The following is a 24,857-nucleotide window of genomic DNA, read 5'->3' as shown; positions in this document are numbered from 1 at the left end:
TCGGTGCGCATCGACCGGCTCGGCGATCTCGGCGCCGCACCCCAGGTGCTGCGCGCCCTCGGTGACGCCACGACCCGATTGGGTCTCCCGCCCCCGGCCGCGCTGACCGGCGAGTGGTTCGGGGCCCTGGCGGTGATCGCGCCGAGCGTGTCGCTGGGGCCGGTGGCTGTCGACGGCGTGTTCGCCGTCGACGCCCCGCGGACCCCCGAGCCGCACGCGGTGGGCGGCGGGTGGATCGGGTACCTGTCGTACCCCGACCCCGGCGCCGACGCGCACCCGAACCGGATCCCCGAGGCCGCCGGCGGCTGGACGGACTGCGTGCTGCGCCGCGACCGCGACGGGCACTGGTGGTACGAAAGCCTCTCCGGCGCGCCGATGCCGGGCTGGCTCGCCGCCGCGCTGGCCGCGCCTGCGCCACCGCCGCGCGAGAGCCGGATCGACTGGGGCATCGCCGACCGGTCCGCGCACCGCGACGGGGTGCTCGCCTGCCTGGAAGCCATCCGCGCCGGCGAGGTCTACCAGGCGTGCGTGTGCACCCAATTCACCGGCACGGTCGCCGGTTTCCCGCTGGACTTCTTCGTCGATGGCGTCGCCCGCACCTCCCCGGCCCGGGCGGCCTACGTCGCGGGTGCGTGGGGCGCGGTGGCGTCGCTGTCGCCGGAGCTCTTCCTACGCCGGCGCGGGACGGCCGTCATGTCCAGCCCGATCAAGGGCACCTTGCCGCTGGACGCCTGGCCGTCGGCGCTGCGCGCCTCGCCCAAGGAGGTGGCCGAAAACATCATGATCGTCGACCTGGTCCGCAACGATCTCGGCCGCGTGGCGGTCGTCGGTTCGGTGACGGTGCCGGAGCTGTTGGTGGTGCGGCGCGCGCCGGGCGTGTGGCACCTGGTGTCCACGGTGGCCGCCCAGGTTCCGGTCGAATTGCCGACGTCGGCGCTGCTGGACGCCACCTTCCCGCCGGCCTCGGTCACCGGGACACCCAAACACCGTGCCCGCCAACTGCTCTCGCAATGGGAACCGCACCGCCGCGGAATCTATTGCGGAACAATCGGATTGGCCTCCCCGGTAGCCGGCTGCGAACTCAACGTCGCGATCCGCACCGTCGAATTCGACGCCGCGGGAGGGGCCGTGCTGGGTGTGGGTGGCGGGATCACCGCCGATTCCGACCCCGACGCCGAGTGGGCCGAATGCCTGCACAAGGCCTCGCCCATCGTAGGGCTGCCGTCGATCGCGGCCGCCAGCCCCGCCGGCTTGTCCTGACGGCGGCGGCCCGCTGCGCCCGGCTTCGCCGCGCTTGCGACCGCCACCGCCGCTAGACGCGGCGAGCCCGCAGCACCGCGTCGTAGAGCTGGCGGGACCGCACCTCGGGATACGCTGCCGCCACCTCGCCGCAGGCGTCCTTGACGCGAGCACCGCCCGCGACCAGCTCCTCGACCTCGACGACCAGCGACGGCAGGTCGGCGCGCGGCGTCGCGCCGGCCAGCACCACGGTGATCTCGCCGAGCACACCGTCGGCCGCCCACTTCGCCAGCTCGTCGAGCGGTCCGCGCACCACCTCTTCGTGCACCTTGGTCAGTTCCCGGCAGACCGCGGCCCGCCGCGCGCCGCCGAGCCGCTCGACCGCGTCCTGCAAACAGGCGGGCAACCGGCGCGGCGACTCGAAGAACACACAGGTGCGTCGCTCGTCGGCCAGCGAATCCAGCCAGGTGCGTCGGGCCGCCTTCTTGCGCGGCGCGAACCCCTCGAAGCAGAATTTGTCCGCCGGCAGGCCGGACACGGCCAGCGCGGTGGTCACCGCCGAGGGTCCCGGCAGGCATCCCACCGGCAGGCCGGCTTCCACGCACGCCGTCACCAGCCGGAAGCCGGGGTCGTTGATCAGCGGCATCCCGGCGTCGCTGACCACCAGCACGGTCGCGCCCGCCCTGATCGCCTCGAGCACCGGGTCCACCCGGGTGGCCTCGACCCGGTCGAACATGCTGATCACCCGGCCGGTGATCTTCACCTCGAGGGCGGTGGCCAACATCCGGACCCTGCGGGTGTCCTCGGCGGCCACCACGTCGGCCGTGGCCAGCGCGTCGAGGAGGCGGGGCGAGGCGTCCGAGGGCTGACCCAAGGGGGTCGCGCCCAGCAACAGGCGGCCGGTGGTCATGGTCGACAGCCTACGATCGACACCGATGACTGCCCCGCCCCGCGAATCCCCCTTGAACGCCCAGGGTGTCGAAAAGGAGCGCGTGGTCCCGGTCGTCAGCCCGGGCCCGCGGGTTCCGGTGGCCGATTTCGGTCCGACCGATCACGTCCGCGGCTGGGTGGTGACCGGCGTGATCACCGTGGCGGCCGCGGTGACCCGCTTCCTGAACCTGGGCTCGCCCACCGATGCCGGCACGCCGGTCTTCGACGAGAAGCACTACGCCCCGCAGGCTTGGCAGGCGCTGCACAACCACGGGGTGGAGGACAATCCGGGGTTCGGTCTGGTTGTCCACCCGCCGGTGGGCAAGCAGCTCATCGCGATCGGCGAGGCGATCTTCGGCTACAGCGGCGTCGGCTGGCGGTTCACCGGCGCATTGCTCGGCGTGGTCATGGTGGCGCTGGTGATGCGGATCGTCCGGCGGATCAGCCGGTCGACGCTGGTCGGCGCGATCGCCGGGGTGCTGGTCATCTGCGACGGCGTCAGCTTCGTCGCCTCGCGGACCGCGCTGCTCGACGGCATCCTGACGTTTTTCGTGGTCGCCGCGTTCGGCGCGTTGATCGTCGACCGCGACGAGGTGCGGCAACGAATGCACGTCGCGCTGCTGCAGGGCCGCAATGCCGACACGGTGTGGGGCCCACGCCTGGGTGTGCGGTGGTGGCGCTTCGGCGCCGGGGTGCTGCTCGGATTGGCATGCGGCACAAAGTGGTCGGGCCTGTACTTCGTGGTGTTTTTCGGCGTGATGTCGCTGGCGTTCGACGTGGCCGCGCGCCGCCAGTACCAGGTCGACCGGCCCTGGATGGGGACGCTGCGACGCGACCTCATCCCCACCGGCTATGCGCTGGGCCTGATTCCGGTGCTGGTGTATCTGGCCAGCTACGCCCCGTGGTTCGCCTCCGAGACGGCCATCGATCGGCACGAGGTGGGCCAGACGATCGGCCCGCATTCGTTGATCCCGCTACCCGATGCGATCCGGTCGCTGTGGCACTACTCGGCCAAGGCTTTTCAATTCCACGCGAGCCTGACGAATGCGGCGGGCAACTATCACCCGTGGGAATCGAAACCGTGGAGCTGGCCGATGTCGTTGCGGCCGGTGCTCTATGCGATCGACGAGCAGAACGTGCCGGGCTGTGGCGCGCAGTCCTGCGTCAAGGCCGAGATGCTGGTGGGTACGCCGGCGCTGTGGTGGGTGGCGGTGCCGGTGTTGATTTTCGCGCTGTGGCGCATGCTGGTGCGCCGCGATTGGCGTTACGCCGCTGTGCTGGTGGGCTATTGCGCGGGCTGGCTGCCGTGGTTCGCCAACATCGATCGGCAGATGTACTTCTTCTACGCGGCGACGATGGCGCCGTTTTTGGTGATGGCCATCGCGCTGATTTGCTGCGACATCCTCTACACCCCGGGGGCGCCCGCCCGGGGGCCCGGGGTGAACTCAGAGCGACGCACGCTGGGGTTGATCGCCGTCTGCGCCTATGTGGCGTTGGTGGTGACCAACTTCGCCTGGCTGTTCCCGGTGCTGACCGGTCTGCCGATTTCGCAGCAGACGTGGAACATGGAGATCTGGCTGCCCAGCTGGCGCTGATTCTTTCCCGCGAGACCGCAACCAGCGGCGGCGTCACTCGGGAAATGCGTTGGGACTTACAGTTTCGCGGCGTTGTCAGACCGCGTCGCGGCTGACGGGGCACGACATGCAGCGGGGGCCGCCGCGGCCGGTGCCCAATTCGGATCCCGCGATGGTCAGCACTTCGATGCCGGCCTCCTGCAGGCGAATGTTGGTCTGCACGTTGCGTTCATAGGCGACGACGACGCCGGGTGCCAGCGCCAGCGTGTTGTTGCCGTCGTCCCACTGCTCGCGTTCGGCGATGACGGGGTCGAGCCCGGTGTCGATCACCCGCAGCTTGTCGATCTCCATCGCCTTGGCCGCGCCCTCCAGGAAGGGGACCTCGTCGCTGATGGCGACCCCGTCGGGGGTGCGCTGGATGGTGAACGCCGACAACGTGTCGACGATGTTCGCGTACATCACCACCGTGTCCGTGTCGACCATCGTGCACACCGTGTCCAGATGCATCTGCGCGCGCCGCTGCGCAATCGGCACCGCGAGCACCGTGTGCGCGAGATCGTCGTCAAACAGGCTGCGGGCCAACGCTTCCGCACCGGCGGGGGTGGTGCGCTCCCCCACCCCGACCGCGACCACGCCGGGCGCGAGCAGCAGCACGTCACCACCCTCGACGGGCGCGGTGCGCGACTCGTAGGCGCGCCGCACCCCGGTGAACCGCGGGTGATGGGCATAGATGAGATCGGTCAACGACGCCTCACGGACCCGGGCCCGCAGCGCCAGCGTCGGGATCACCACCCGCGGGCCGATCCAGATCGACGAGTCCCGGGTGAACACCAGGTTGGGCAGCGGTTCGATGACGAAATCGCCGCCGTGGTGCATGCGCAGCACCAACGACACGTCGGTGCGGGTGTCCGCGGGCAACTCGTTGAACGTCATGCCCGCCATCAGGACCTGCGCCAGCCGGGCGGGCTCCAGTCCCCGCAGGTACGCCGAAAGCTCTTGCGCCAGTGGCACTCCGAGCCTCCGCGCGTCCACGGCGGCCGCCACGCCCTGCATCCGCGCGGCCCCGCTGTGCGTCAGCGCCTCGGTGAGCAGGTCCGACAGCAACAGCACTTCGACGCCGCGGGAACGCAGCACCTCGGCGAACTGGTCGTGCTCGTCCTGCGCGCGGGCGACCCACGGGAGGCCGTCGAACAGCAGCTGGTCGACGTTGCGCGGGTTGAGGCGGAGCAACTCGGCGCCCGGGCGGTGCACGATGACCGTGCGCAGCGCGCCGACCTCGGACTTGGTGCCCAGCTCAACCTCACCCACGACTCAACCGTAGCGGCGGCGGGGGCCGGACGGGCGCGTCACACGCCCGCCGCGCGGCCCGCCGCCATCGAACGAATGTGCGATAAACTGGGTCGCGTGGAGGTTGCGGTTCAAGGCTCCCTGTTCCAGCACACCGAGCGCCGACAGCTCGGTGACGGCGCGTTCATCGAAATCCGCGCCGGCTGGCTGACCGACGCGGACGACCTGCTGGACGCCTTGTTGTCGACGGTGCCGTGGCGCGAGGAACGCCGCCAGATGTACGACCGGGTGGTCGACGTCCCTCGCCTGGTCAGCTTCCACGACCTCACGGCCGACGATCCGCCGCACCCGATGCTGACCCGGCTGCGGCGGCGGCTCAACGACATCTACGCCGGCGAGCTCGGTGAGCCGTTCACCACGGTGGGGCTGTGCTGCTACCGCGACGGCTCCGACAGCGTGGCCTGGCACGGCGACACGATCGGCCGGAGCAGTTCGGAGGACACCATGGTGGCGATCGTCAGCCTGGGCGCCACCCGCGCGTTCGCGATGCGGCGCCGCGGCGGCGGCCCGTCGCTGCGGCTGCCGCAGGCGCACGGGGATCTGCTGGTGATGGGCGGGTCATGCCAGCGGACGTGGGAGCACGCCGTGCCCAAGACGGCCGCACCGGTCGGTCCTCGGGTGAGCATCCAGTTCCGGCCGCGCGGCGTGCGCTAGCGGCGGTCGCAAGCGAGGCCGTGGCGATCGCAAGCGCGGCGAAGCCGGGCGAAGCGGGTCGCCACTATCGACATAAGCCGGGCGCAGCGGGCCGCCGCCATCAAGCCCAGCGGCGGTCGCAAGCGCGGCCGTGGCGGTCGCGAGCGAGGCGAAGCCGGGCGAAGCGGGTCGCCACTATCAAGCCCAGTGGCGGTCGCAAGCGCGGCGGGCCGCCGCCGTCAAGCCGTCTAGGCACGCACCGACGCCACCGCTTTGACGAGCAGGTCGCGCGCGCGTTGGGTGTCGACCGGCGCGACGGGCTGATCGGGAATCACCAGCGGGTTGGCGATGACGATCACCTGGTAGTCGCCGAATGAAGCCGAGTAGTCGAACAACTCGCCGGTGCGTGGACCGCCCGGGGTCAGCGCCTGCATGACGCGATGCACGCCGAGCGTGCGGGTGCTGTCGATCCGCGGCGCCTCGACCACCTGGACGCCGCCGCGCAGCTGCGGGCCGGCGAAGGTCACCTTTTGGCAGTCTTTTCCGGGATCGTTGAGGGGCAACGCTTTTGAGGTCTCCAGCGCGATCACCACGAACCGGTTGCCGCGGCCCTCGGCGGTGACCGCGGACATGTTGCCCTGCAGGTCCGCCGGCATGTCCGGCCCGGCCGCCACTTTCGCGCAGTTCGCCGGGTCGAACGTCAATCCGTCGGGCAGCTTTCGGCCGGCCAGCAGCTTGGGATCGATTCCCCGTTCGCTGATGTCGCTGACCTTGAAATCGGGTCCGAAGCTGGACTTGACGTCGACGACCTTGTTGATGTCGACCTTCGCCACGGGAGTGGCCGATGAGCACCCGGCCAGGACGCAGGCGGCCGCGAGCGCGAGCAACATCTTGGACATCGTGGCCAATCTACCCAAGCGGATAGTTCAGCTGCGCAACGTGGACACCGTTTTGGCGAGCAGATCCGCGGCGAATCGCGGTGGCAGGACCGGAAGCGCTGAACCTGGATCGGTGGTCAGCGTGGTGAACGCGTAGAAGTCGCCCAGATACGCGGTGAATGTGTAGACGCGGGAATCTATTTCGGTGCCCGACTCGACCGATGACTTGACGTCGGCGACCATGCCGATGGTTTGGACACCGTCGACGTGCGGTGCATCGGTGAGGTGGACGTGTGCCACGGTGTTCCCGGCGGTCTCCGACCAGTGGGCGCACGCGGTGAGCAGGTCCTCCGGGAAATCCACCGGTCCCGGCAAAGCCACCACCACCGCGTTGACGATGCCGCCGCTCCCCGAGCCCGACACGCCCTGCGCCGATTGGTCGCGCCCGTTCCCGGGGTCGGCGAGCGTCCCGCATTTGGCGGGCTTGGGGTGTGGGTCATCGCCCAGGCCCCAGATCACCCTCGGCGAGGCGGCGCTGGGGATTGCGGTGCTCACCTCGTAACCGGGCGGCATGTCGCGAATGATCCGTTTGATGTTGGCGGGGTTGACGGCGGCGGTGTTGCTCGGCGGCGATTTCGCCGGAACCGCCGGCGGTTTGGGCGCGGGTTGATGAGCGCACCCGGCGACGGCCAACGTGAGCGCGGCAGTCACCGCCGGGCCAATCCCGAACGGCCGCATGAGGAGTTGATAGCACAGGACGCCGCCATAGCGGCGCCCCCACGCCAGCGCCGGTCTCAGCCGACCGCCTCGATCACCTGCCGGGCCACGCGCCTGATCTGCTCGGCCTCGTCGGGGCCGAACGGCAGGTGACGCGGGTGCGGCACGTCGATCACGGTGGTGATCACGCCGATGTCTTCACGCTGCCACACCGCACCGTAGCGGTCCATGATCGCGCGCATCGGCCCATTGTCGGAAAGCATTCGCGCGGAGAACCTTTCGACGCCGTCGACATCGGCGGCGATGGACAGTGCGCTGATCAAATAGGTGCCGATGCCCCGGCCCTGATAGGCGTCGGCGACGGTGAACGCGATCTCGGCGACCGTCGGGTCGTTTTCGTCGCGCACGAAGCGCGCGTCGGCCACCGGGTCGCTGCCGTCGGTGACCACCCACACGAAGTGGTCGACGTAGTCGACCTCCGACAGGTAGTGCATCAACGCAGGCGTGGGAAGACGCGGGGTCATGAAGCGCCGATACAGCGTGTCGCCGGAGAAGTAGATGTGTCCGTGCACGGTGCGCTCGCTGTCGCCGGGCAGCACCGGGCGCAGCAACAGGAGCGTGCCGTCGCGCACGCGAATCGGGATCGGCGTGATGAACGCGGCGAGCCGCTGGCGCGCGGTGCGCAACAGCCGCGGCGTGATGCCCGGGATGTGCACCATGCTGGCGAAGGATCTGGTGTCACCGACCCATCCGGTCAGCGGTTCGGCGGCGCTGACCGTCGCGGTCCGGGGAATGTCGCGCAGCAGGGCGATCTCGCCGACGATCATGCCAGGGGACGCATGCTCGACGATCACCACGCCGTCGTCACCGACGTGTTTGATCTCGGCGGTACCCGAGGAGATCAGCAGGAACGAGACGGCTTGCTCCCCCTGGCGCATCAGCACCTCGCCGGCCGCGGCGCGCAGCGGCTGCAGGCGGCCCGCCAACGGCGCAAGGTCTTCGGGGGGACATCCCTTGAAGATGTCCATCGTCGCCAGCTCGTCCACCCGGGCGCCGGTCAGTCCGGCCACCGCTACCGACCGCCGCCCGCAGCATCGCGACACCGCTGTGCACGTCGCGATGGTGCCATGACCTGCCCCGCCTGCTTGCCGTCGTCTGGTGCGCCAGGCCCGAGCCTCCTGGACGCGGTCGGATGTTGCCCAGGTTATGAGCAGGCAGCGGCCGCGGCAAGGATGCTGGCGTCTAATGAGCCGAAACTAGTGCGCGGCCCGGGCGGCCAGGATGAGCTCGACCGCGGCGGCAAGGTCGTCCACCACGATGTCGGCGTCGGGGGACGCCTCGCCGCCGGAGCGGAGCAGGATGGTCGCCACTCCCGCCGCCCGACCCGCCCTCATGTCGATGTCGCTGTCGCCGATCATCACGGATGCGGTCAGATCGATGCCGTGTTCGGCCGCGGCGCGCACCAACATGCCGGTGCCGGGTTTGCGGCAGTCGCAACTGTTCGCGGCGTGCGGGCAATGGTAGGCGGCGTCGATCCGGGCGCCGTCGTCCGCGAGCAGTTGTTGCAGGCGGTTCTGGACGGCAGTGAAATGTGTTGGATCGGAAGCGGGTTCGGAGAGCCACCGCTGGTTGGTCACCAGTACGGTCCGCAGTCCCGCGGCGTTCAGGGCGGCCAGCGCCGCGGCGGCGCCCGGTAGCAGCACCAGTTCCGCGGGTGACCGGATGTACTCACCCTCGGCGGCCTTGACGTTGATGGTGCCGTCTCGGTCCAGAAAGACGGTGCGCACGTCGCGCAGATCGGCTGCGGCCATCGTCGATGTCAGGACGGCCCGGGAAACAGTGCCGCCTCGACCATTTCGCAAATGGAATGGCCCAGGTGCAGGCATGCCTCCTGAACCCGGGCCGTGTCGTCGCTGGGAACTCGGATGCAGAATTTCGCCACATCGGCCACCTTGCCACCGATTGCGCCCGTGAGCGTGACGGTCGTCATTCCCGCCTGGCCGGCGACCTCGAGCGCGCGAACGACGTTGGGAGAGTTGCCCGACGTGGTCAGCCCGATCACCACGTCCCCGGGGCGCCCGGTGGCGAGAACCTGGCGGGCGAACACCTCGTCGTAGGAGTAGTCGTTGGAGATCGCCGTGATCGCGGCCGTCGCGTCGGGCAGGCTGATCGCCGCCAGACCGGGACGGTCAAAGGCAAAGCGGCCCATGAGTTCTGCCGCCAGGTGCCCCGCGTCTTGCGCCGATCCCCCGTTGCCGAAGAAGATCACCTTGCCCCCGGCGCGCAGCGAGTCGATGATCGCGCGCGCGACCTCGACGGTCTGCGCGGCGACATCGCCCTGCTGCATCTGTTGCTTGACCGCGATCGTTTCGGCCAAGCGCTGCTGAACCAGCTCCACGCTCGGCGAGACCGCGTCCGAGCCGGTCATGCCAGCCATGTCGTCAATCCCTTGCTCTCGAACGCGAATTCGGTGACGTTGGCCTCCGCGCCCTCGAGCGCTTCGATGAGCCGGTGCTTCTTGGCGAAGTCACAGAACAACAGGATGTATCCCCCACCGCCGGCCCCGGTGAGCTTTCCGCCCAGCGCCCCGTTTTTCAGGGCCAGCTCGTAGAGGTCGTCGATGCGCTCGTTGGTGATGTAGGGCGACATGCGTTTCTTCTGGGTCCACGCCTCGCCCAGCAGCGCACCGAAGTCGTTCAGCTTGCCTGTCAGCAACGCCGCCTTCATCGCGACCGCCAAGTCCTTCTGGGCCCGCAGGCCCTCCAGCGTGTCATCCGAACCCGTTGTGGCGCGGCGGGTTTGGTCCTCGATCACCCGCGCGGAGTCGCGGGTGATGCCCGTGTAGCACAGCAGCAGGCTGAGCTCGAGCTCGAAGGCGGTCTCGTCGCGGATTCGCAGCGGATTGACGATCACGCGGTCGGTGAACTCGATGAAGTTGAAGCCGCCGAACGTCGCGGCGTACATGTCCTGCATGCCGCCCGCGATGCCCAGGTCGTCGCGTTCGATGGCACACGCCAGTTGGGCCGTCTCGTATTCGCCCATGGGCACCCGGTAGTGCTCGGCGAGCAGGCCGGTGAGCGCGACCATCATCGTCGACGACGAGCCCAGCCCCGATCCCGGCGGGGCGCTGGAGCGCAGCACCAGGTCGTAGCCGTCCGTGCCGTCACGGCCGAACCGGCGCACCGCGGCCTTGATCAGATCGAGGCTGCCGTCGTAGAGAATCTCGCTGTCCAGCGTCATCTCGTGCGTGGTCTTGAAGTCCACCGACTCGATGCTGACCCGGCGGTCGGTGCGCGGGGCGAGCGATCCCTGGGCGTAGCGGTCGATGGTCGCCGACAGGACACAGCCGCCTTCGGTCGTCGGGAACGGGGGCACGTCGGTGCCGCCGCCGGCGAAGGAGATCCGCAGCGGCGCTCGCGCGCGAATTCGTGGCCGTGTCATGGGGATTCTCTGTCGAGCGGATCGCCCAGCTGCGAGACCACGCGTGCCACGTGCCAACCCCATCGTTCTGCGTCCGGAAGCGCCGCCAGACTAACAGGCTGACCAGCGCGATTGTCGGGTTTTCGCCCGACTGCTCCCGGCCCGGCTCAGGCGATCTGCTGGCTTGGCTGCAGCACGAAATCGACGATGATGGCGGCCATGTCGTCGATCGCGCGGCGCGCGATGACCTCATAGCCGTGGGTGCTCAGCGTGGGCAGGCACAGCAGGCCGGCGCGCGCGGCCTGCCCGGTGGCCTTGGCGTGCGACGCGTCGGATTCGAATGCGCCCAGCGCGGCCGGCTGTGGGGACAACCCCTGGTCGGTGGCGATTTTCAGCAGCCGGTCGGCGACTTCCTTGTCGTAAATGCACAACGCGTCGCTGTAGCCGATGATCGGCCCGCCGCTGACCGTGGTGTTGTATTCGACTTCGGTGGGGCCGACTTCCAGGGCGAGCGTGAGGTGGCCGGGCAGGGTCGCGCTGGCGTAGGTGCCCCCCACCCCGCCGATCTCCTCGTTGGTGGTGAAGACCAGGTAGACGTCGTCGGCCGGGCGTTGGTTGCGCTCGCGCAACAGGCGGGCGGCGTTCAGCAGCGCGGTCACCGCGGCGCGGTCGTCGAGGAAGTAGGCGCCGACGTAGTCTCCGATCTCGACCACGGATCGCTTGCTGCGGTCGACGCACACCCGGGTGCCGGCGTGCACTCCCGCCGCGGCCAGCTCCTCGGTGCTGCGGCCGGTGAAGACGTACACGTGATGCCAGTCCAGTGCCCGGTCGCCCTTGTCGGGCTTGGTCTCCCAGATCCGCGAGCTTTCCTGGGTGGTGTGCTCGGAGCCGAGAGCCAGTACGGCGGTGAGGGTTTCGTTGTCGCCGAGCACCGCGACCGGTCCGAGTCCGAAGTTGCCCGGGTACATCGTTCCCAGCTGCGTCAGATGCAGCGTGCCGTCGGATTCCACGCGTTTGACGATCATCGACAGCTCGTCCATGTGCGCCATCACCCGGGTCGCGGTGCCGGGGATAGCCTGAGTCCGCTGGCGGTGGTCGGGCGCCCCGGTGTTTTTGGCCGACGCATTGGCGGCGACGTAGCCGATCAGGTTTCCGGCGTCGTCGGTCCACATGTCGTCGACGAGGGGTTGCAGCTCCCGGGCGATGACGGCGCGGACCTCGTCCTCCTGCCCGCACGGCCCATAGGTCCACAGGAGTTCCTGCAGCAAGTCGTCGCCTGCGTCGCGGTCGGGGTGCGCCATGGGATCCTCTTCCGTCATCGGGTTCAGAGGACCAGTACCCGCGATGTCCTGCGACTACGCCAACGCCGTCAGGGGTTTCGACGCCTGGTTCAGCTCACGGCGTCCGGGTCTGCCAACGAAACAAGGAGGTGCGACGGTGTCGGCCCGCCCTGATGCAATTGGTAGCGCCCGCCGGCCAAGGCCCGGCGAGCCGGCTTGCTGGGCACCAGATGCGGAAAGTCATAGGTGGTGATCGTCAGGCGCAGCCGGTGGCCCGCGGCGATCAGCGCGGCCGTCGGAAAGATTTCGATGTCGTAGCGGGTGAGCTCCCCGGGCACGACGGGCTGCGCGGCCGCTCGGGTGCTGAGGTGCTGCGGGCGCAGAACGGTGCCGTCGGGCAGGTACCAGGTGCGGTCGGGATCCAGCTTCCGGTGCGAACCGAGTAGCGCGCCCTGGGACAGCGGACGGCTGGCACCGTCGGGGGCGACGGCGTCGAGGTGGGCGACCCACACCGTCTCGGTGGTGGTGGCCGTCGCGTGGATAATCAGCGCGATCGGTCCGGCCACCAGCTTCGCCTGCCCGAATGGCTCGGTGGTGTAGGACAGCGCGCCGCGCTGCAGGCGGCGGTTGTCCTGGTCGTAGCGGATGGTGCGGCCGCGTTGGGAGAACAAAAAGCTGCTCAGCCCCAGCGACCACTGCTCCAGGCTGCGGCCCGACAGGGGTCCGCGCGGGACATAGGTCAGCGGCGCAACAGTGGTGTGGGGCGAGGCATCCGAACTCAGCCGGCCCGCGTCGGACAGGTAGAAACGAGTGGGCGTCGCCTCGGCGAGCGGATAGTCGTCGGCGCGATACCAGTTCGAGCTTCCGATCGCCTGGAACGTCAGCGGCTTCCCCGCAATCGCCGCGCGCGCATCGTCTTTGAGCCAGTGCTCGAACCAGCGCAACTGCAGCGCCTGAAGGTGCAGCCCGCCGTGGTCCGACACGTGATACCACGGGCCCATCATCAATCGGATCCGGTCCGAGACGGGTTGGCCGGGTTCCATCGGTGCGTCGTCGGGCCGGCCGGCGGCCGCGTTCTGCAGCGCGGCGTAGTTCAGGGGCGCCCCGCGCTGAAACGCGTCGTGCCATCCGCCGACGAGGAAGGTCGCGACGCCGTTGGCGGCGATCTTGGACAGGACCAGCCCCGGACTCATCGCGTCCCAAAACGGGCCGTCATAGGCGGTCTCGCCGCCGGCGACAACCTCGGCGATCAGTGGCCGGAAGTAGCGCCGCTGATCGCGTCCGCGCTGGCGAACCGCGGCGAGACCGCCCGAACGCGGCCGCTCGTGACCGCCGCGGGCGAGCCACTCCAGCGTCGGATTGACCACGTTGAGCAGCGTGTAGACCGACCCGTATCCGCGGACCGCGTGCAGGTGCGGCACGCCGCCCATGGTGGCGGCGTCGCGATAGAAATCGCGGGCCGCCATCACCGGGAAAATCGCCTTCAGGGGCGAGTCCGGGCCGACGGCGGCCGCGGTGAAGAGTTGGTTGATCGCCAGGTAGGACAGCCCCACCATGCCGACGCGGCCGTTGGCGTTGGGCAGCGTGGTCGCCCACTGCACCAACTCCACGCCGTCCTGCGTCTGCCGGTCGCCGCACATCTCGAACGAACCGCCCGACGAACCGGTGCCGCGGACGTCGACCATCACCTCGATGTAGCCGCGCTTGATGAGGTAGGGCGCCGCGCCGCCGCCGATTTGTGCGGCCGGCGGCGGGGCTTTCTTGCCGTAGGGCGTGATCGACAGCAAGACGGGAAACGGGCCTTCGGCGGCCTGCCCCGTCTCGGGCACCGTCGGGTAGTGGATGTCGGCGCGCAGTTCGACGCCGTCGCTCATCGGCACGGCGACGTTGTGTCGCACGCCCACGCCGTAGGTCGCCGGGGGCGGCGTCCACTCCGGCGCGAACGGCGATGGACTGGTCTTGCGGACGCGTCGCGCAGGTTTGCGCCTGGATCGCAGAGTCGTCCTTGATCTCACCATCGGTAGAGCTCCCCCTGAGGCCCCGCGGCGCCATCGCCGCGAATCATCAGCGAATTTAGAGCACCGTCCTCAGCGGAACTGAGGGGGTGTCACGATGGCGCGGCCGCTTCCGCCGGTCGTCGGACGCAGCGGTCCAGCGACCCCGCCGATTGCCTTCGACGCCTAACGGTTTCGGCGGCCTCGCGATGCGGATCGGCCACTGATTTCGCAAGGCGCTCGCAGGCGGCGACCGGCGACTCGCGCTGACAGATCGCCGATTCCACCCGTGACCCCAGCTTGTCATTGCCATAAACAGTCCCGCGGCCTCTGACTTCGTCCGAGGCGGGGCCCGCTGAAAACCACGGGCCCCCAGCCGATTTCGTCATACCGCCTCGTCCTGGGCGTCGGACACGAAATGGGTGACGCTCGGATGCAGATGTCGCAACAGCTCCTCACCGGAGAACTGCATGCGCTCGGCCTCATCCAGGAAAGCAGACTGTGCGGCCGAGGATTCGTAGACCAATCCCGCGCCTTTCGCTACGCTCGGCTCGCGCACCGCCTTGCGCTTCTTCAAACGCATCAGCTCGGGATGCATCTTCTTCCGCTGTGCGGGAGGGACCAGCGCACCGCGGTTGAAGGGCCTCATACCAAGCTTGTCCGCGACCTCCCGGACCTGACAAGTCTTCAGCCGGTAGCGCCAAGCGATTTGCGAAATCGTGAACCACCCCCGTGGCATCCGCCAGATCCAGCCCGCCACGGTAACCACCGTCAACACAACCGCCAGGGTCGCTTCAGGGCGGAACAGCTTCCCGGAGAACTTGATCGTCACGATCCCGACTACCAGCATGACGACGAGAGCTGACACGAAAAAAATCTGAGCCGGACTCACCCCGCCCCCTTGCTTCCACCGCGAGTACGTCCAACGGTCTCAGACCCGGCTGGCGGTGAAACCGCGACACGCCGAAGCGTGCCGAGTGGCGGTTTCGTGGACATGCGTTTGACTGAGTTATTCGAGCACTACGGTGGTTCCGCGACCCGGCACCTGGGTGATCGACCGGCGGTGTATCGGCTCGGATTTAGCGTCGACGGGGCGCACCCGCATGGTGGTGAACATCGCGCCGAGCACAATCCGCATCTCGCATTCGGCGAAAGTCGCTCCAAGGCAACGGCGCACGCCTCCTCCGAATGGAATCCACGTGTACGTTCCCGCGCGGTTGTCGAGAAACCGCTCGGGACGAAACTGTTTCGGGTCGGGGTAGATGTCGGGACGGCGGTGCATGAGATAGATCGAGGGCGCGACCTTGACGCCGGCGGGCAGTGAAAACCCGTCGACCTCCATCGGTTCGGTGAGCCGTCTGCTCACCAGGGCGAGCACGGGCCGCATCCGGAGTGTCTCCTTCACCACGGCATCGACGTACCTCTGGCCGTCGTCGGCGTGCGCCTCTTCGATAAGGCGCGAATGCGCGTCCGGGTGACGGATGATCCGCTCGACCGCCCACGCCAGTCCCGATGCCGTTGTTTCGTGGCCTGCCAATAGCAACGTGATGAGTTCGTCGCGAATCTCTTGATCGCTCATCGGATTACCGTCTTCGTGCCTGGCCTTCAACAGCATCGAGAGGACGTCGGTGCGGGTATCGAGGTCGGCTTGCCGACGGCGCGTGGCGATCTCTTCATGAAGCAGGCGATCTACGTCGGCCAGCAACTTGTGAGTGAGCGCAGTCCTCATCTTCTGGGGCCCTACGAGCAAGAGGAAAAATTGCGCCGCGCCGTTGGTTGTGAGAACGAGCGTCCGCTGTAGCGCCTGGCGCAACCGGTCCATGCTCTGCCCGCGCTCGAGTCCGAACACAAGGTGCAGGATGACTTCGAGCGTCAACGCTTGCATCCGGGGATGCAGCCGCACCGGCACACCGCGGGGCCAGCGGGCAATCTCGGCCTCGGCAATGGCGCTCATCGTGCTCATGTAGCTCTGCAACTGATTGCCGCGAAACGCGGGCATGAGGAGTCGACGCTGTTCTCTGTGTGCGTCGCGGTCGAGCAGTAGTACCGAGTTCTGGCCCACCACGGGCTGCAGGATGCGGTTTGCTTCCCCGGCGAGCACCAATCCGGGAGGCGAGGTGAAGATCTGCCGCACCGCATCGGGATGCGAGACCATCACGATCGGTCCCTCGCCGACCAGCTTCATGGTGAACGTGTCGCCGTATCGGGCGGCGGCGCGGTCCATGAACTCCCATGGACGAGCGATCCATTCAGCAGTTTGTACTGCCACCGGTGCTCGAGGACCGGGTGGCAGCGTGTCGGCAGCCATCGATCACCCCCGATGGGGACGGCGTGCTAGGTAGCTTGGGCAACTTTATGTGCTGAGGCTGCCGGCCACCAGAGATTCGCCGACGGCATGCCTCCGCGGCGCGAGCGGCGCCTCGAACCGCGTAATACCCATACCGCACTGGTCTGACCACTTGACGTCTGGCCAATGACCCGGCATGGTGGGGGCATGGCCCTGCGCCCCGTGACCCGACAGTCGATACCCGACCACGTCTTCGAGCAGATCATGTCCGACGTGCTCAGTGGCGAACTCGCGCCCGGGGAGCTGCTGCCCAGTGAGCGAAGACTCGCGGAGGTGCTGGGGGTGTCCCGGCCGGTGGTTCGCGAGGCACTCAAGCGCCTCACCGCTGCCGGCCTGGTCGAGGTTCGGCAGGGTGACGCCACCACGGTGCGGGACTACAAGCGTCACGCGGGCCTGGACCTGTTGCCCCGGTTGCTGCTTCGCGGTGGGGATCGTGGCGACGAGCTGGACGTGGCGGTCGTGCGCAGCATTCTGGAGACCCGGCTGCACAACGGCCCCAAAGTCGCCGAACTGGCCGCCGAACGGGGCGGCCCGCAGGCGGCCGGCGTGCTCGAGGCCGCCGTGGACGCGCTCGCCGCCGAAGAGGATCCGACGGAACGTCAACGCGCGGCGCTGACGTTCTGGGACCACGTCGTCGACGCCGCGGACTCCATCGTGTTCCGGCTGATGTTCAACACCCTGCGGGCCACCTACGAACCCGCACTCCCGGCGCTCGACACCGTGATGGCCGCCGAGGTCAATCGCCCGGAGCTGTACCGCCAAGTGGCACAGGCGATCACCGCCGGCGATCCGGTCGGGGCCAAACGTGCCGCTACCGAACTCCTCGAGCCGGCCACCCGCGGCCTGCTCACCGCCCTATCCAGCCTGGATGACGAGCAATGAGAACACCCGTACGCAGCAACCTCACCCTGTCCGCGGCGGGCCGGGAGTTTTGGCGCCAGCCTTCTCCCTGGGGCCTCGCACTGACGTTCGCCGGGGCGCTGACGGCCCGGATCGTCGTCGGTGACTGGCGGCTCACCGACGTCGTGCTGCCGGCGCTCATGATCGCGGCCTTCCCGGTCTTCGAGTGGATCATCCACGTCGCCATCCTGCACTGGCGGCCGCGCAGTGTCGGTCGCTTCGTCGTGGACCCCTTGCTGGCGCGCAAACATCGCGAACATCACTGCGAGCCGCGGAAAGTCGAGCTCATCTTCATCCCGTGGCAGACGTTGCCCTGGGTGATCCCGACGGCCGTCGCCGTAGCGTTCGTGGCCTTTCCTCGGCTCGGCCTCGGGCTGACGTACCTGGTCGTCTTGACCGCCCTCGGGCTGGCCTACGAGTGGACGCATTACCTCATCCACACCGACTACAAGCCCAAAAGCAGTGTGTATCGGTCGGTTTGGCGTAACCATCGACGGCATCACTTCAAAAACGAACACTACTGGTTCACCGTCACCACCACCGGAACCGCCGACCGGCTGCTCGGCACGTACCCGGACCAGTCGACGGTACCGACCTCCCCGACAGCCAAGAATCTGCACGGTGTGAGTGCGAGCTCGACCACCGCTGCGGCATCCGGACGGTTTGTACCTCGATAACGAAAACTATTGCTGAATCTACTGATTAACCACTGTGTACCGGACGGTGGTCAAAACGACTGCACGCGCCCCTCTGACCTAGTTCTGTCTTAATCGGACTGGCGGCATTGGACCCAGGCCCCCTTTGCCCCGGCCGGACGTAGTCTGAATTTCAATGTGCTGCATCGTCTTTCGTGGGCTTCACCTGCGCAAGGGCGCTACCGGTTGATCACGCGTGATACCGCTACCTTGTCGTCAAGTTTTCGCGTGGTGCCTGCAATTACCTGACCGGCGAAGTCAAGCAACTCCTCAAGGGTGGGGAACATTGCGAAGGCATCCACGATCGCCTCGTCGGCGCCTGACTCGGCGAGGCGCTCGAGCTTGTCGGCAACGAAGTCAACGGGCGTGCCCGGTTCGAGGTTGATCCGCATGGCCGTCTTCAGCGCGTCAGGATCGCGGCCGGCGTCCTGGGCCGCGCGGCGCGCGATCGACCACAGGTGGTCGGTGACCTCGTCCTGCAGCCCCTCGACCCCGAGCCAGCCGGTGCCGCTGCGGCCGACCCGGCGCATCGCGGCCTCGCTGGCACCGCCGATCCAGATGGGTGGACCGCCGGCCTGGACCGGGCGCAGTTCGGCATGGACCGGCGGAAGCGAGAAGAACTCGCTTTCCCAGGACACCGGGGTGGTCGTCCACCATTGGTGCAGAAACGCCAGCAGATCATCGAGCATCCGCCCGCGCCGGTGCCAGTCCGCGCCGCGGGCGATGTCGTGTTCGTCCTTCATCCACCCGACCCCCACGCCGACGTCAAGACGGCCGTCGCTGAGCACGTCGAGCGTGGTCAGCAGTCGGGCCAGGTGCACCGGCTCGTAGTAGAACGTGCTGAGCGTGCTGGAGTTCAGCCGCACCCGGCTGGTCGCCGTCGCGGCAACGGTCCACAACAGCACCGGATCGAGGTACCGGGTCATCTGCGGCGGGTACGGCTGCTCTTTGCCCGGGTAGGTGCTGTGCATATCGACCGGCGTGACCAGGCGATCGCCGACCCACAGCGTGTCGTAGCCAAGGTCCTCGAGTCCGCGGCAGAACGCGCTCAAGCCAACGGCGCTGCTGACAGCGGGCCCGACGATGGGAAGTGCGAAACCAAGTTTCATTGGGATTCCTTTCGGTGATCCATCAACCATTGTTTGGGCTCCCGGTGCCCCGGTCCGTCCACGGCTCGGACCGGGGCGGTGCGCCTCAGGCGGGAACGGTGGCGCCGAGGGCAAAGTCGAAATTCCCCACGCCGTGGCGGGCGAGGCCCATCACGACCAGGCCCATTCCTTCCAGCCAGTGCGCCATGTGCAACGCGCCGACGTCCAGCGGGCGCAGGTCGAGGCTCTCGATGAACGCCGCCACGTCCGCCTTGGCGCGCACGTCGTCGCCGGCGAGGAAGACGTCGAGCGGCCGGCCCTGGCCCAGGACAACGCCGAAGATGGTGTTGAACGCCTTCACCACGCTGGCGCTGGCCGGCGCGGCCTTGGCAACTTGCTGCGCGACCGAGGTGCCATCGGGGATGGCCAGCCCGTCGGCCGCGGCATTGAAGGGGTTGCTGATGTCGACGATGACCTTGCCAGCGAGGGCGTCTCCGTATTGGGCGACGACCGGAACGACATGGGCGTACAAGAGGGCCACGATGACGATGTCCCCGGCCGGAACGGCGCCGAACTCGCCGGTCGTGGCGTTGCGGCCGAGCGCCTTGGCCAGGTCAGCTGCCTTGGACTGATCGCGGCCGATGACCTCGACGGTGTTGCCACCGGCGACCGCCAGCTCGCCGATGGCTCGGGCCATGTTCCCGGTGCCGATGATGCTGATGCTGCTCATGAGGTGAGTCCTGTCTCGAATAGATGAACGAAAAGGTTGATGTGTCTACCTTAAGGGAGGTTTGATGACGCGTCAACCAAATCGGGGTAGCATGAGTGGCTAATGGATGCGAACTGGCTGAACCCTCGTGAAGACCGCGCCTGGCGGGCGTTCCAGCACGCGCATCATCAGCTCGACGTGCACCTGAACCGGGGGCTGCAGGAAATGGGCCTGTCGGGGGCCGACTACCAGATCTTGGCGGTGCTCTCGGAGCACGACCGGGACCGCATGCCCGCCCGCGACCTGTGCAACACACTGGGCTGGGAAAAGAGCCGTGTCTCCCACCAGGTGCGACGCATGGAGAAGGGCGGGCTGATCTGTCGTGAGCCCAACCCCGACGACGCCCGGAGCACCATGGTCTGCCTGTTGCCGGCTGGCCGCGCCGCGATCGAGAAGGCGGCGCCCCGGCACGTGGAGGACGTCCGCCGGAACTTCATCGAACTGCTTACCCCTGCTGAGCTCGACATGCTCGCCGCCCTCAACGAACGAGTCCTGCGCCACCTGACCAAAGACGACTCTCCAGCCGACGACGAGCCCTCGTAGGTGAGACGGCGGCGTCGCATACTTGGTGCCGCGATCGAATCCGCTGCGTACCCGCTGCGCGGCGGACACCATTCGGTGAACGCAAATAACCGGGAAATGCGCTGTTACGTGCTCAAACTTTGTGGAGCTAAGGGGAATCGAACCCCTGACCTACTCGATGCGAACGAGTCGCGCTACCAACTGCGCCATAGCCCCTGACCGCTAGCAGGCTACCAGCCGCGGCACCAACCGCCGAAACGCGAGCACTACTCGCCGACGGCGCGCGGCAAGTCCCGGGGCCACCCGTAGGTCCTCATCGCCATCGCGTAGTCCAGGTGTTCGAAGACCGGGTCCTCGTCGTCGATTTCCAGCACCACCGCGCCCGGGCGGCGCAGCCGCGACGGGACCACGTCGTACTCCCGGTCGTAGGCGTTCTCGACACCGAGGCGCGCCCGCGCCATCCGCTGCGCCCGGCGGCGGCGCACCTTCTCCTCGATGCGCGTCTGGCGGCGCAGATAGCCCAGGTACAGCAGGGTGATGCCGATCGCGCTGCCGCATACCCACCAGGCGCTCGGCGAGATCTTGAACGCCGCGGTGGCCGAGCCGATCAGGACGAGGGCCATCACCATCAAGACCTTCTTGCGGAACGCGTACTTGCGGGCGCTGACCGCGGCGGCCGTCTTGGCGTCGAGCCGGCGCCGGCGGGCAGCGCTGCGCGGCATCGGGGCTGGAACCTCGTCGTCGTCGTCGGCGTCTTCGGCGGGGGGCTCCAATCCGGACGAGTCCTCGACGTACTCGTAGCGGTCCTCGTCGTCGTGCTTGGCGACGGCCTCGGTGTCGACGTCGTCCTCGGCCGGTTCCTCGTCGACGTCCTCGGCCGCAGAATCGCTGGCCCCCACCGGAAGTGCGGCCGAATCCTCGACGACATCGACGTCGAGGTAGTCGGGCTCGTCGGCCTCGGCGGGCTCGGTCACGGCCATTTTCATCACCACCGGGCGCCGGCGGCTCAGCTCGTCGGTGTCGGCGTCGTCATCCGTCTCGCGGTCGTCGTCGTTCTCGGCAAGGTCGTGCTCCTCGTCGAGGTCGGTGCCGGCCGAGTCTTCCGGCGGTTGCCAGTCGGGATCGCTGCGGTGACCGGCGGCCGGACAGCTGCGCTTGATCAGCCGGGAGTTGGCCCCGCCGTTGAGGACTCGCGTCGCCAACGCCACATCGCTGGTGCGGCGCACCGCGTCGCGTTTGCTGACGAGCATCGGCACCAAGACAAACAGCCACAGCACCACGAGCGATATCCACAACAATGACTGCGGGATGCTTGGCATGATGACCTGCTCTCTGTGGTTCTCATCCCCCGCGAAGCCCATTCGTGGCCAACGCGGCCGGGTCATGACGACCAGGACAATTACACACCTGTAATTTGCCTCCCACAAGCACCACGAGTCACTCGTGTCGCGCCAGTCCCAAATCGGCAAAAATCCGGTCACGGTCGGAGCGTCGCCGACCGACCCAATTAATAGGTGGTCGTCATACCCAGCTGGCGTTACCGGCGCGGACCAGCGCCGATGCCACCGACCCCGTGACCTCTTCGACGGTGATGGCCATCAACAGGTGGTCGCGCCACGCCTTGTCGACTTCCAGGTAGCGCTGCAGCACGCCCTCCTGGCGGAACCCCACCTTTGCCAACACGGCCCGGCTCGCGGCGTTTTCCGGGCGGACGGTGGCCTCCACCCGGTGCAGCATCACCGGCCCGAAGCAGTGATCTAGCCCCAGAGCCAACGCCGCGGTCGCCACCCCGCCGCCGGTGGCCGACCGCGGCACCCAGTAGCCGATCCACGCCGACCGCAACGCGCCGTGGGTGACGTTGCCGATGGTCAGCTGGCCGCAGAACTGCCCGTCGAGTTCGATGACGTAGGGCAGCATCCGTCCCTGGCGCGCCTCCGCCCGCAGGCCGGAGCACAACGCCGGCCACGCGGCCACGGCATGCCGGACCGTCCAATCACCCTCGGCGCTGGGCTCCCACGGCTCCAGATGCGCACGATCGCTCAGCCGGATCCGGCTCCACTGCGCGCCATCGCGCAGCCGCACCGCCCGCAGGCGGACCACGCCCGCCGGAACCCGAAGCGGCCCAACGCTCATGGGCCAACCCGGATGACGGGAATTGGAGCGCAAGAGGTTCACCGTGGACGCAGTCGTTCCGCTCAGCCGCGCTGAGCCAAGAAGGCGACGTCGACGATCTCGCCGGTCCGAATCTGCTCGGCGCCGCTGGGCACCACCACCAGACAGTTGGCTTCGGCGAGGGTGGCCAGCAGGTGCGACGACGCGCCCGGGGCGCCGCCGAGCGCCTGCACCAGATACTCCCCACTCTCCTGGTCGCGCATCAGCTGGCCGCGCAGGAAACCCTTGCGCCCGGCCACCGACGTGATCGGCGACAGTGTGCGGGCCTGCACGATGCGGCGCATCGGCTGGCGCTTGCCCAGCGACAGCCGGATCAGCGGGCGCACCATCACCTCGAAGACCACCAGCGCACTCACCGGATTGGCCGGCAACAGGAACGTCGGGACGCCCTCGCGGCCCAGCTGACCAAAGCCCTGGACGGAGCCGGGATGCATCGCGACGCGGACGACCTCGAGCTCGCCGAGCTCGGAGAGCACCGAACGCACCACTTCGGCCGCCGCACCGCCGACGGCCCCGGCGATGACGATGACCTCGGCGCGATTGATCTGGCCCTCGACGATGTCGCGAAGCTCCTTGGCGCCGCCGCCGACGATCCCGACGCGGTTGACCTCGGCACCGGCGTCGCGGGCCGCGGCCGCCAGTGCATAGGAGTTGACGTCGTAGACCTGGCCGTTCCCCGGGGTGCGGGAAATGTCGACCAGTTCTCCACCCAGCGCCATGATCGTGACCCGCGGCCGGGGATGAACCAGCACCCGTTCGCGGCCGACCGCGGCCAGCAGCCCGACCTGGGCCGCGCCGATGACCGTTCCGGCGCGCACCGCGACATCACCGGGCTGGACGTCGTCGCCGGCGCGGCGCACGTAGGCGCCCGACGGCGCCCCGCGGTAGATCCGCACGCGCGACGTCCCGCCGTCGGTCCACCGCATCGGCAGGACCGCGTCGGCCAGGGTGGGCAGCGGGGCCCCGGTCTGCACGCGGACGGCCTGGCGTGGCTGCAAGCGGCTGGGCGTGCGCGAACCCGCCTCGACGGTGCCCATCACCGGCAGCACCAGCCCGTCGCGCCCGTCGCTCTCGGGTGAGTCGTCGATCGGCTCGGGCAGGCTGTCGTGGCCCACCTCGCCGACGCCGAGGACGTCGACGCTGCGCACCGCGTAGCCGTCGATCGCGGCCTGATCGAAACCGGGCATCGGGCGTTCGGTCACCACCTCCTCGGCGCACATCAATCCCTGCGCCTCGGCGATCGCCACACGTATCGGCCGCGGGGCCACCGCGGCAGCCGTGATCCGAGCCTGCTGCTCTTCCACCGAACGCACAGCGCGCCTCTCTGCCCTCGCTGCCTGACGGGCGGCCCGCCGGCCGGGTTACCGCCGGGCTACTGCTCGGCCAGGCCCAATCGCGCCACCAACCATTGCCGCAAATCCGGGCCGTAGTCGTCACGATCCAATGCAAAGTCAACCGCAGCCTTGAGGTAGCCGCCAGGATTTCCCAAGTCGTGTCGAGATCCGCGGTGCACGACCACATGCACCGGGTGGCCCTCCGCGATCAGCAGGGCGATGCCGTCGGTGAGTTGCACTTCGCCACCGGCCCCGCGCTCGGTGCGGCGCAACGCGTCAAAGATGGCGCGGTCGAGCACATATCGGCCCGCCGCGGCGAACAGCGACGGCGCGTCCTCGGCCTTGGGCTTCTCGACCATGCTCTTGACCCGCAGCACGTCGGGGTTCTCATCGTCGGGCACCGGCTCGACGTCGAAAACGCCGTACGCGCTGATCTCTTCGGGGGTGACCTCGATCGCGCACAACACGGTGCCGCCGTGGTGGGCCCGCACCTTCGACATCGTGCCCAGCACGCCGGTCGGTAACACCAGGTCGTCGGGCAGCAGCACCGCGATCGCGTTCTCGTCGTCGGACAGCCGCGATTCCACGCACCCGATCGCATGGCCGAGCCCCAGCGGTTCGCTCTGCACGACGGACTCGACCTTGATCAGTCGCGGCGCGCGGCGGACCTTGTCGAGCATCGCGGTCTTGCCGCGCTCCTCCAGCGTGCTTTCCAGTACGAGGTCTTCGACGAAATGCGCGACGACGCCGTCCTTGCCCTCGGAGGTGATGATCACCAGCCGTTCGGCGCCGGCTTCGGCCGCTTCGGCGGCCACCAGCTCTATGCCCGGGGTATCGACCACCGGCAGCAGTTCCTTGGGAACCGTTTTGGTTGCCGGCAAGAAGCGGGTACCGAGACCGGCGGCGGGCACAACAGCCGTGCGTGGCACCACCACGTTTGGGCATGACATCGTTCACACGATAACCCGCATCCGCTTTGCCGAGTCGATGTGGCGCGGGCAAAGTCCTGGCTGTCATG

At 68.4% G+C, this 24,857-nt stretch carries 24 protein-coding genes and 1 tRNA gene; 6 read left to right on the top strand and 19 right to left on the bottom strand.

Going from position 1 to position 24,857, the window contains the following annotated elements; all coding sequences use genetic code 11:
* Window positions 1-3 precede the first annotated feature (3 nt).
* Window positions 4-1,260 (top strand): aminodeoxychorismate synthase component I, encoded by a 1,257-nt coding sequence (locus tag OCQ_RS04985; RefSeq protein WP_014383935.1) that lies wholly within the window; start codon window positions 4-6, stop codon window positions 1,258-1,260.
* 52 nt (window positions 1,261-1,312) lie between these two features.
* On the opposite strand, the gene rsmI is transcribed toward OCQ_RS04985, so the two are convergent.
* Complete coding sequence (gene rsmI / locus OCQ_RS04980; RefSeq protein WP_014383934.1) at window positions 1,313-2,149, bottom strand: 16S rRNA (cytidine(1402)-2'-O)-methyltransferase; 837 nt, start codon at window positions 2,147-2,149, stop codon at window positions 1,313-1,315.
* Window positions 2,150-2,231: 82 nt separating this feature from the next.
* Here rsmI and OCQ_RS04975 point away from each other — a divergent pair, with 82 nt between their 5' ends.
* Window positions 2,232-3,764: a dolichyl-phosphate-mannose--protein mannosyltransferase gene (locus tag OCQ_RS04975; RefSeq protein WP_162130205.1), complete on the top strand. Its 1,533-nt coding sequence runs from the start codon at window positions 2,232-2,234 to the stop codon at window positions 3,762-3,764.
* A gap of 75 nt (window positions 3,765-3,839) precedes the next feature.
* Here the strand turns inward: OCQ_RS04975 and arcA are convergent, their stop codons facing one another.
* Window positions 3,840-5,051, bottom strand: a complete 1,212-nt coding sequence (gene arcA / locus OCQ_RS04970) for an arginine deiminase (protein WP_009954974.1) — start codon at window positions 5,049-5,051, stop codon at window positions 3,840-3,842.
* 96 nt (window positions 5,052-5,147) lie between these two features.
* On the opposite strand from arcA, the gene OCQ_RS04965 reads away from it, so the two are divergent.
* Window positions 5,148-5,744, top strand: a complete 597-nt coding sequence (locus tag OCQ_RS04965) for an alpha-ketoglutarate-dependent dioxygenase AlkB (protein ID WP_014383932.1) — start codon at window positions 5,148-5,150, stop codon at window positions 5,742-5,744.
* Window positions 5,745-5,971: 227 nt separating this feature from the next.
* On the opposite strand, the gene OCQ_RS04960 is transcribed toward OCQ_RS04965, so the two are convergent.
* The 10 genes from OCQ_RS04960 to OCQ_RS04915 form a co-directional block, all read right to left on the bottom strand.
* Window positions 5,972-6,622: a DUF5642 family protein gene (locus tag OCQ_RS04960; RefSeq protein ID WP_014381909.1), complete on the bottom strand. Its 651-nt coding sequence runs from the start codon at window positions 6,620-6,622 to the stop codon at window positions 5,972-5,974.
* 27 nt (window positions 6,623-6,649) lie between these two features.
* Window positions 6,650-7,339, bottom strand: a complete 690-nt coding sequence (locus tag OCQ_RS04955) for a DUF5642 family protein (RefSeq protein ID WP_009957786.1) — start codon at window positions 7,337-7,339, stop codon at window positions 6,650-6,652.
* Between the two features lie 56 nt (window positions 7,340-7,395).
* On the bottom strand, window positions 7,396-8,346 hold the full coding sequence (locus tag OCQ_RS04950; RefSeq protein ID WP_085977618.1) for a GNAT family N-acetyltransferase: 951 nt from the start codon (window positions 8,344-8,346) through the stop codon (window positions 7,396-7,398).
* 228 nt (window positions 8,347-8,574) lie between these two features.
* A complete protein-coding gene (locus tag OCQ_RS04945; RefSeq protein ID WP_014383931.1) occupies window positions 8,575-9,129 on the bottom strand; it encodes a D-glycero-alpha-D-manno-heptose-1,7-bisphosphate 7-phosphatase in 555 nt (184 codons plus the stop codon).
* An 8-nt stretch (window positions 9,130-9,137) separates the two neighbouring features.
* On the bottom strand, window positions 9,138-9,755 hold the full coding sequence (locus OCQ_RS04940; protein WP_179960058.1) for a D-sedoheptulose-7-phosphate isomerase: 618 nt from the start codon (window positions 9,753-9,755) through the stop codon (window positions 9,138-9,140).
* Complete coding sequence (locus tag OCQ_RS04935) at window positions 9,743-10,759, bottom strand: GHMP family kinase ATP-binding protein (RefSeq protein ID WP_009957791.1); 1,017 nt, start codon at window positions 10,757-10,759, stop codon at window positions 9,743-9,745. The genes OCQ_RS04940 and OCQ_RS04935 overlap by 13 nt, the downstream gene beginning before the upstream one ends.
* Window positions 10,760-10,905: 146 nt before the next feature.
* Window positions 10,906-12,039 (bottom strand): M42 family metallopeptidase, encoded by a 1,134-nt coding sequence (locus OCQ_RS04930; RefSeq protein WP_041785387.1) that lies wholly within the window; start codon window positions 12,037-12,039, stop codon window positions 10,906-10,908.
* An 89-nt stretch (window positions 12,040-12,128) separates the two neighbouring features.
* Window positions 12,129-13,922, bottom strand: a complete 1,794-nt coding sequence (locus tag OCQ_RS04925) for a CocE/NonD family hydrolase (RefSeq protein WP_014383928.1) — start codon at window positions 13,920-13,922, stop codon at window positions 12,129-12,131.
* A 475-nt stretch (window positions 13,923-14,397) separates the two neighbouring features.
* Window positions 14,398-14,862: a hypothetical protein gene (locus tag OCQ_RS04920; RefSeq protein WP_009957794.1), complete on the bottom strand. Its 465-nt coding sequence runs from the start codon at window positions 14,860-14,862 to the stop codon at window positions 14,398-14,400.
* A gap of 159 nt (window positions 14,863-15,021) precedes the next feature.
* On the bottom strand, window positions 15,022-16,320 hold the full coding sequence (locus OCQ_RS04915) for a cytochrome P450 (RefSeq protein ID WP_080587982.1): 1,299 nt from the start codon (window positions 16,318-16,320) through the stop codon (window positions 15,022-15,024).
* Window positions 16,321-16,506: 186 nt separating this feature from the next.
* Here OCQ_RS04915 and OCQ_RS04910 point away from each other — a divergent pair, with 186 nt between their 5' ends.
* A complete protein-coding gene (locus tag OCQ_RS04910; protein WP_014383925.1) occupies window positions 16,507-17,241 on the top strand; it encodes a FadR/GntR family transcriptional regulator in 735 nt (244 codons plus the stop codon).
* Window positions 17,238-17,936: a sterol desaturase family protein gene (locus OCQ_RS04905; RefSeq protein WP_014383924.1), complete on the top strand. Its 699-nt coding sequence runs from the start codon at window positions 17,238-17,240 to the stop codon at window positions 17,934-17,936. The genes OCQ_RS04910 and OCQ_RS04905 overlap by 4 nt, the downstream gene beginning before the upstream one ends.
* Before the next feature lie 197 nt (window positions 17,937-18,133).
* On the opposite strand, the gene OCQ_RS04900 is transcribed toward OCQ_RS04905, so the two are convergent.
* Both OCQ_RS04900 and OCQ_RS04895 read right to left on the bottom strand, forming a co-directional pair.
* On the bottom strand, window positions 18,134-19,063 hold the full coding sequence (locus OCQ_RS04900; protein ID WP_014383923.1) for a TIGR03619 family F420-dependent LLM class oxidoreductase: 930 nt from the start codon (window positions 19,061-19,063) through the stop codon (window positions 18,134-18,136).
* Between the two features lie 85 nt (window positions 19,064-19,148).
* Entirely contained in the window at window positions 19,149-19,772 is a 624-nt protein-coding gene (locus OCQ_RS04895) for an NADPH-dependent F420 reductase (RefSeq protein WP_014383922.1), read from the bottom strand.
* A gap of 102 nt (window positions 19,773-19,874) precedes the next feature.
* On the opposite strand from OCQ_RS04895, the gene OCQ_RS04890 reads away from it, so the two are divergent.
* Window positions 19,875-20,354: a MarR family winged helix-turn-helix transcriptional regulator gene (locus tag OCQ_RS04890; protein WP_008254102.1), complete on the top strand. Its 480-nt coding sequence runs from the start codon at window positions 19,875-19,877 to the stop codon at window positions 20,352-20,354.
* 122 nt (window positions 20,355-20,476) lie between these two features.
* Here the strand turns inward: OCQ_RS04890 and OCQ_RS04885 are convergent.
* The 5 genes from OCQ_RS04885 to OCQ_RS04865 form a co-directional block, all read right to left on the bottom strand.
* Window positions 20,477-20,549 (bottom strand) — tRNA-Ala (locus OCQ_RS04885).
* 50 nt (window positions 20,550-20,599) lie between these two features.
* On the bottom strand, window positions 20,600-21,652 hold the full coding sequence (gene sepX, locus OCQ_RS04880) for a divisome protein SepX/GlpR (protein ID WP_051019756.1): 1,053 nt from the start codon (window positions 21,650-21,652) through the stop codon (window positions 20,600-20,602).
* Window positions 21,653-21,854: 202 nt separating this feature from the next.
* Window positions 21,855-22,508 (bottom strand): GNAT family N-acetyltransferase, encoded by a 654-nt coding sequence (locus tag OCQ_RS04875; RefSeq protein ID WP_179300620.1) that lies wholly within the window; start codon window positions 22,506-22,508, stop codon window positions 21,855-21,857.
* 20 nt (window positions 22,509-22,528) lie between these two features.
* Entirely contained in the window at window positions 22,529-23,818 is a 1,290-nt protein-coding gene (glp, locus tag OCQ_RS04870) for a molybdotransferase-like divisome protein Glp (RefSeq protein ID WP_014941349.1), read from the bottom strand.
* Between the two features lie 59 nt (window positions 23,819-23,877).
* A complete protein-coding gene (locus OCQ_RS04865) occupies window positions 23,878-24,789 on the bottom strand; it encodes a UTP--glucose-1-phosphate uridylyltransferase (protein WP_041784812.1) in 912 nt (303 codons plus the stop codon).
* Window positions 24,790-24,857 lie beyond the last annotated feature (68 nt).

The sequence above is a fragment of the Mycobacterium paraintracellulare genome (genome assembly GCF_000276825.1).
Classification (GTDB): Bacteria; Actinomycetota; Actinomycetes; order Mycobacteriales; family Mycobacteriaceae; genus Mycobacterium; species Mycobacterium intracellulare.
Note: the sequence above shows the minus strand (reverse complement) of the source record. Positions and strands in the feature narration are given on the sequence as shown.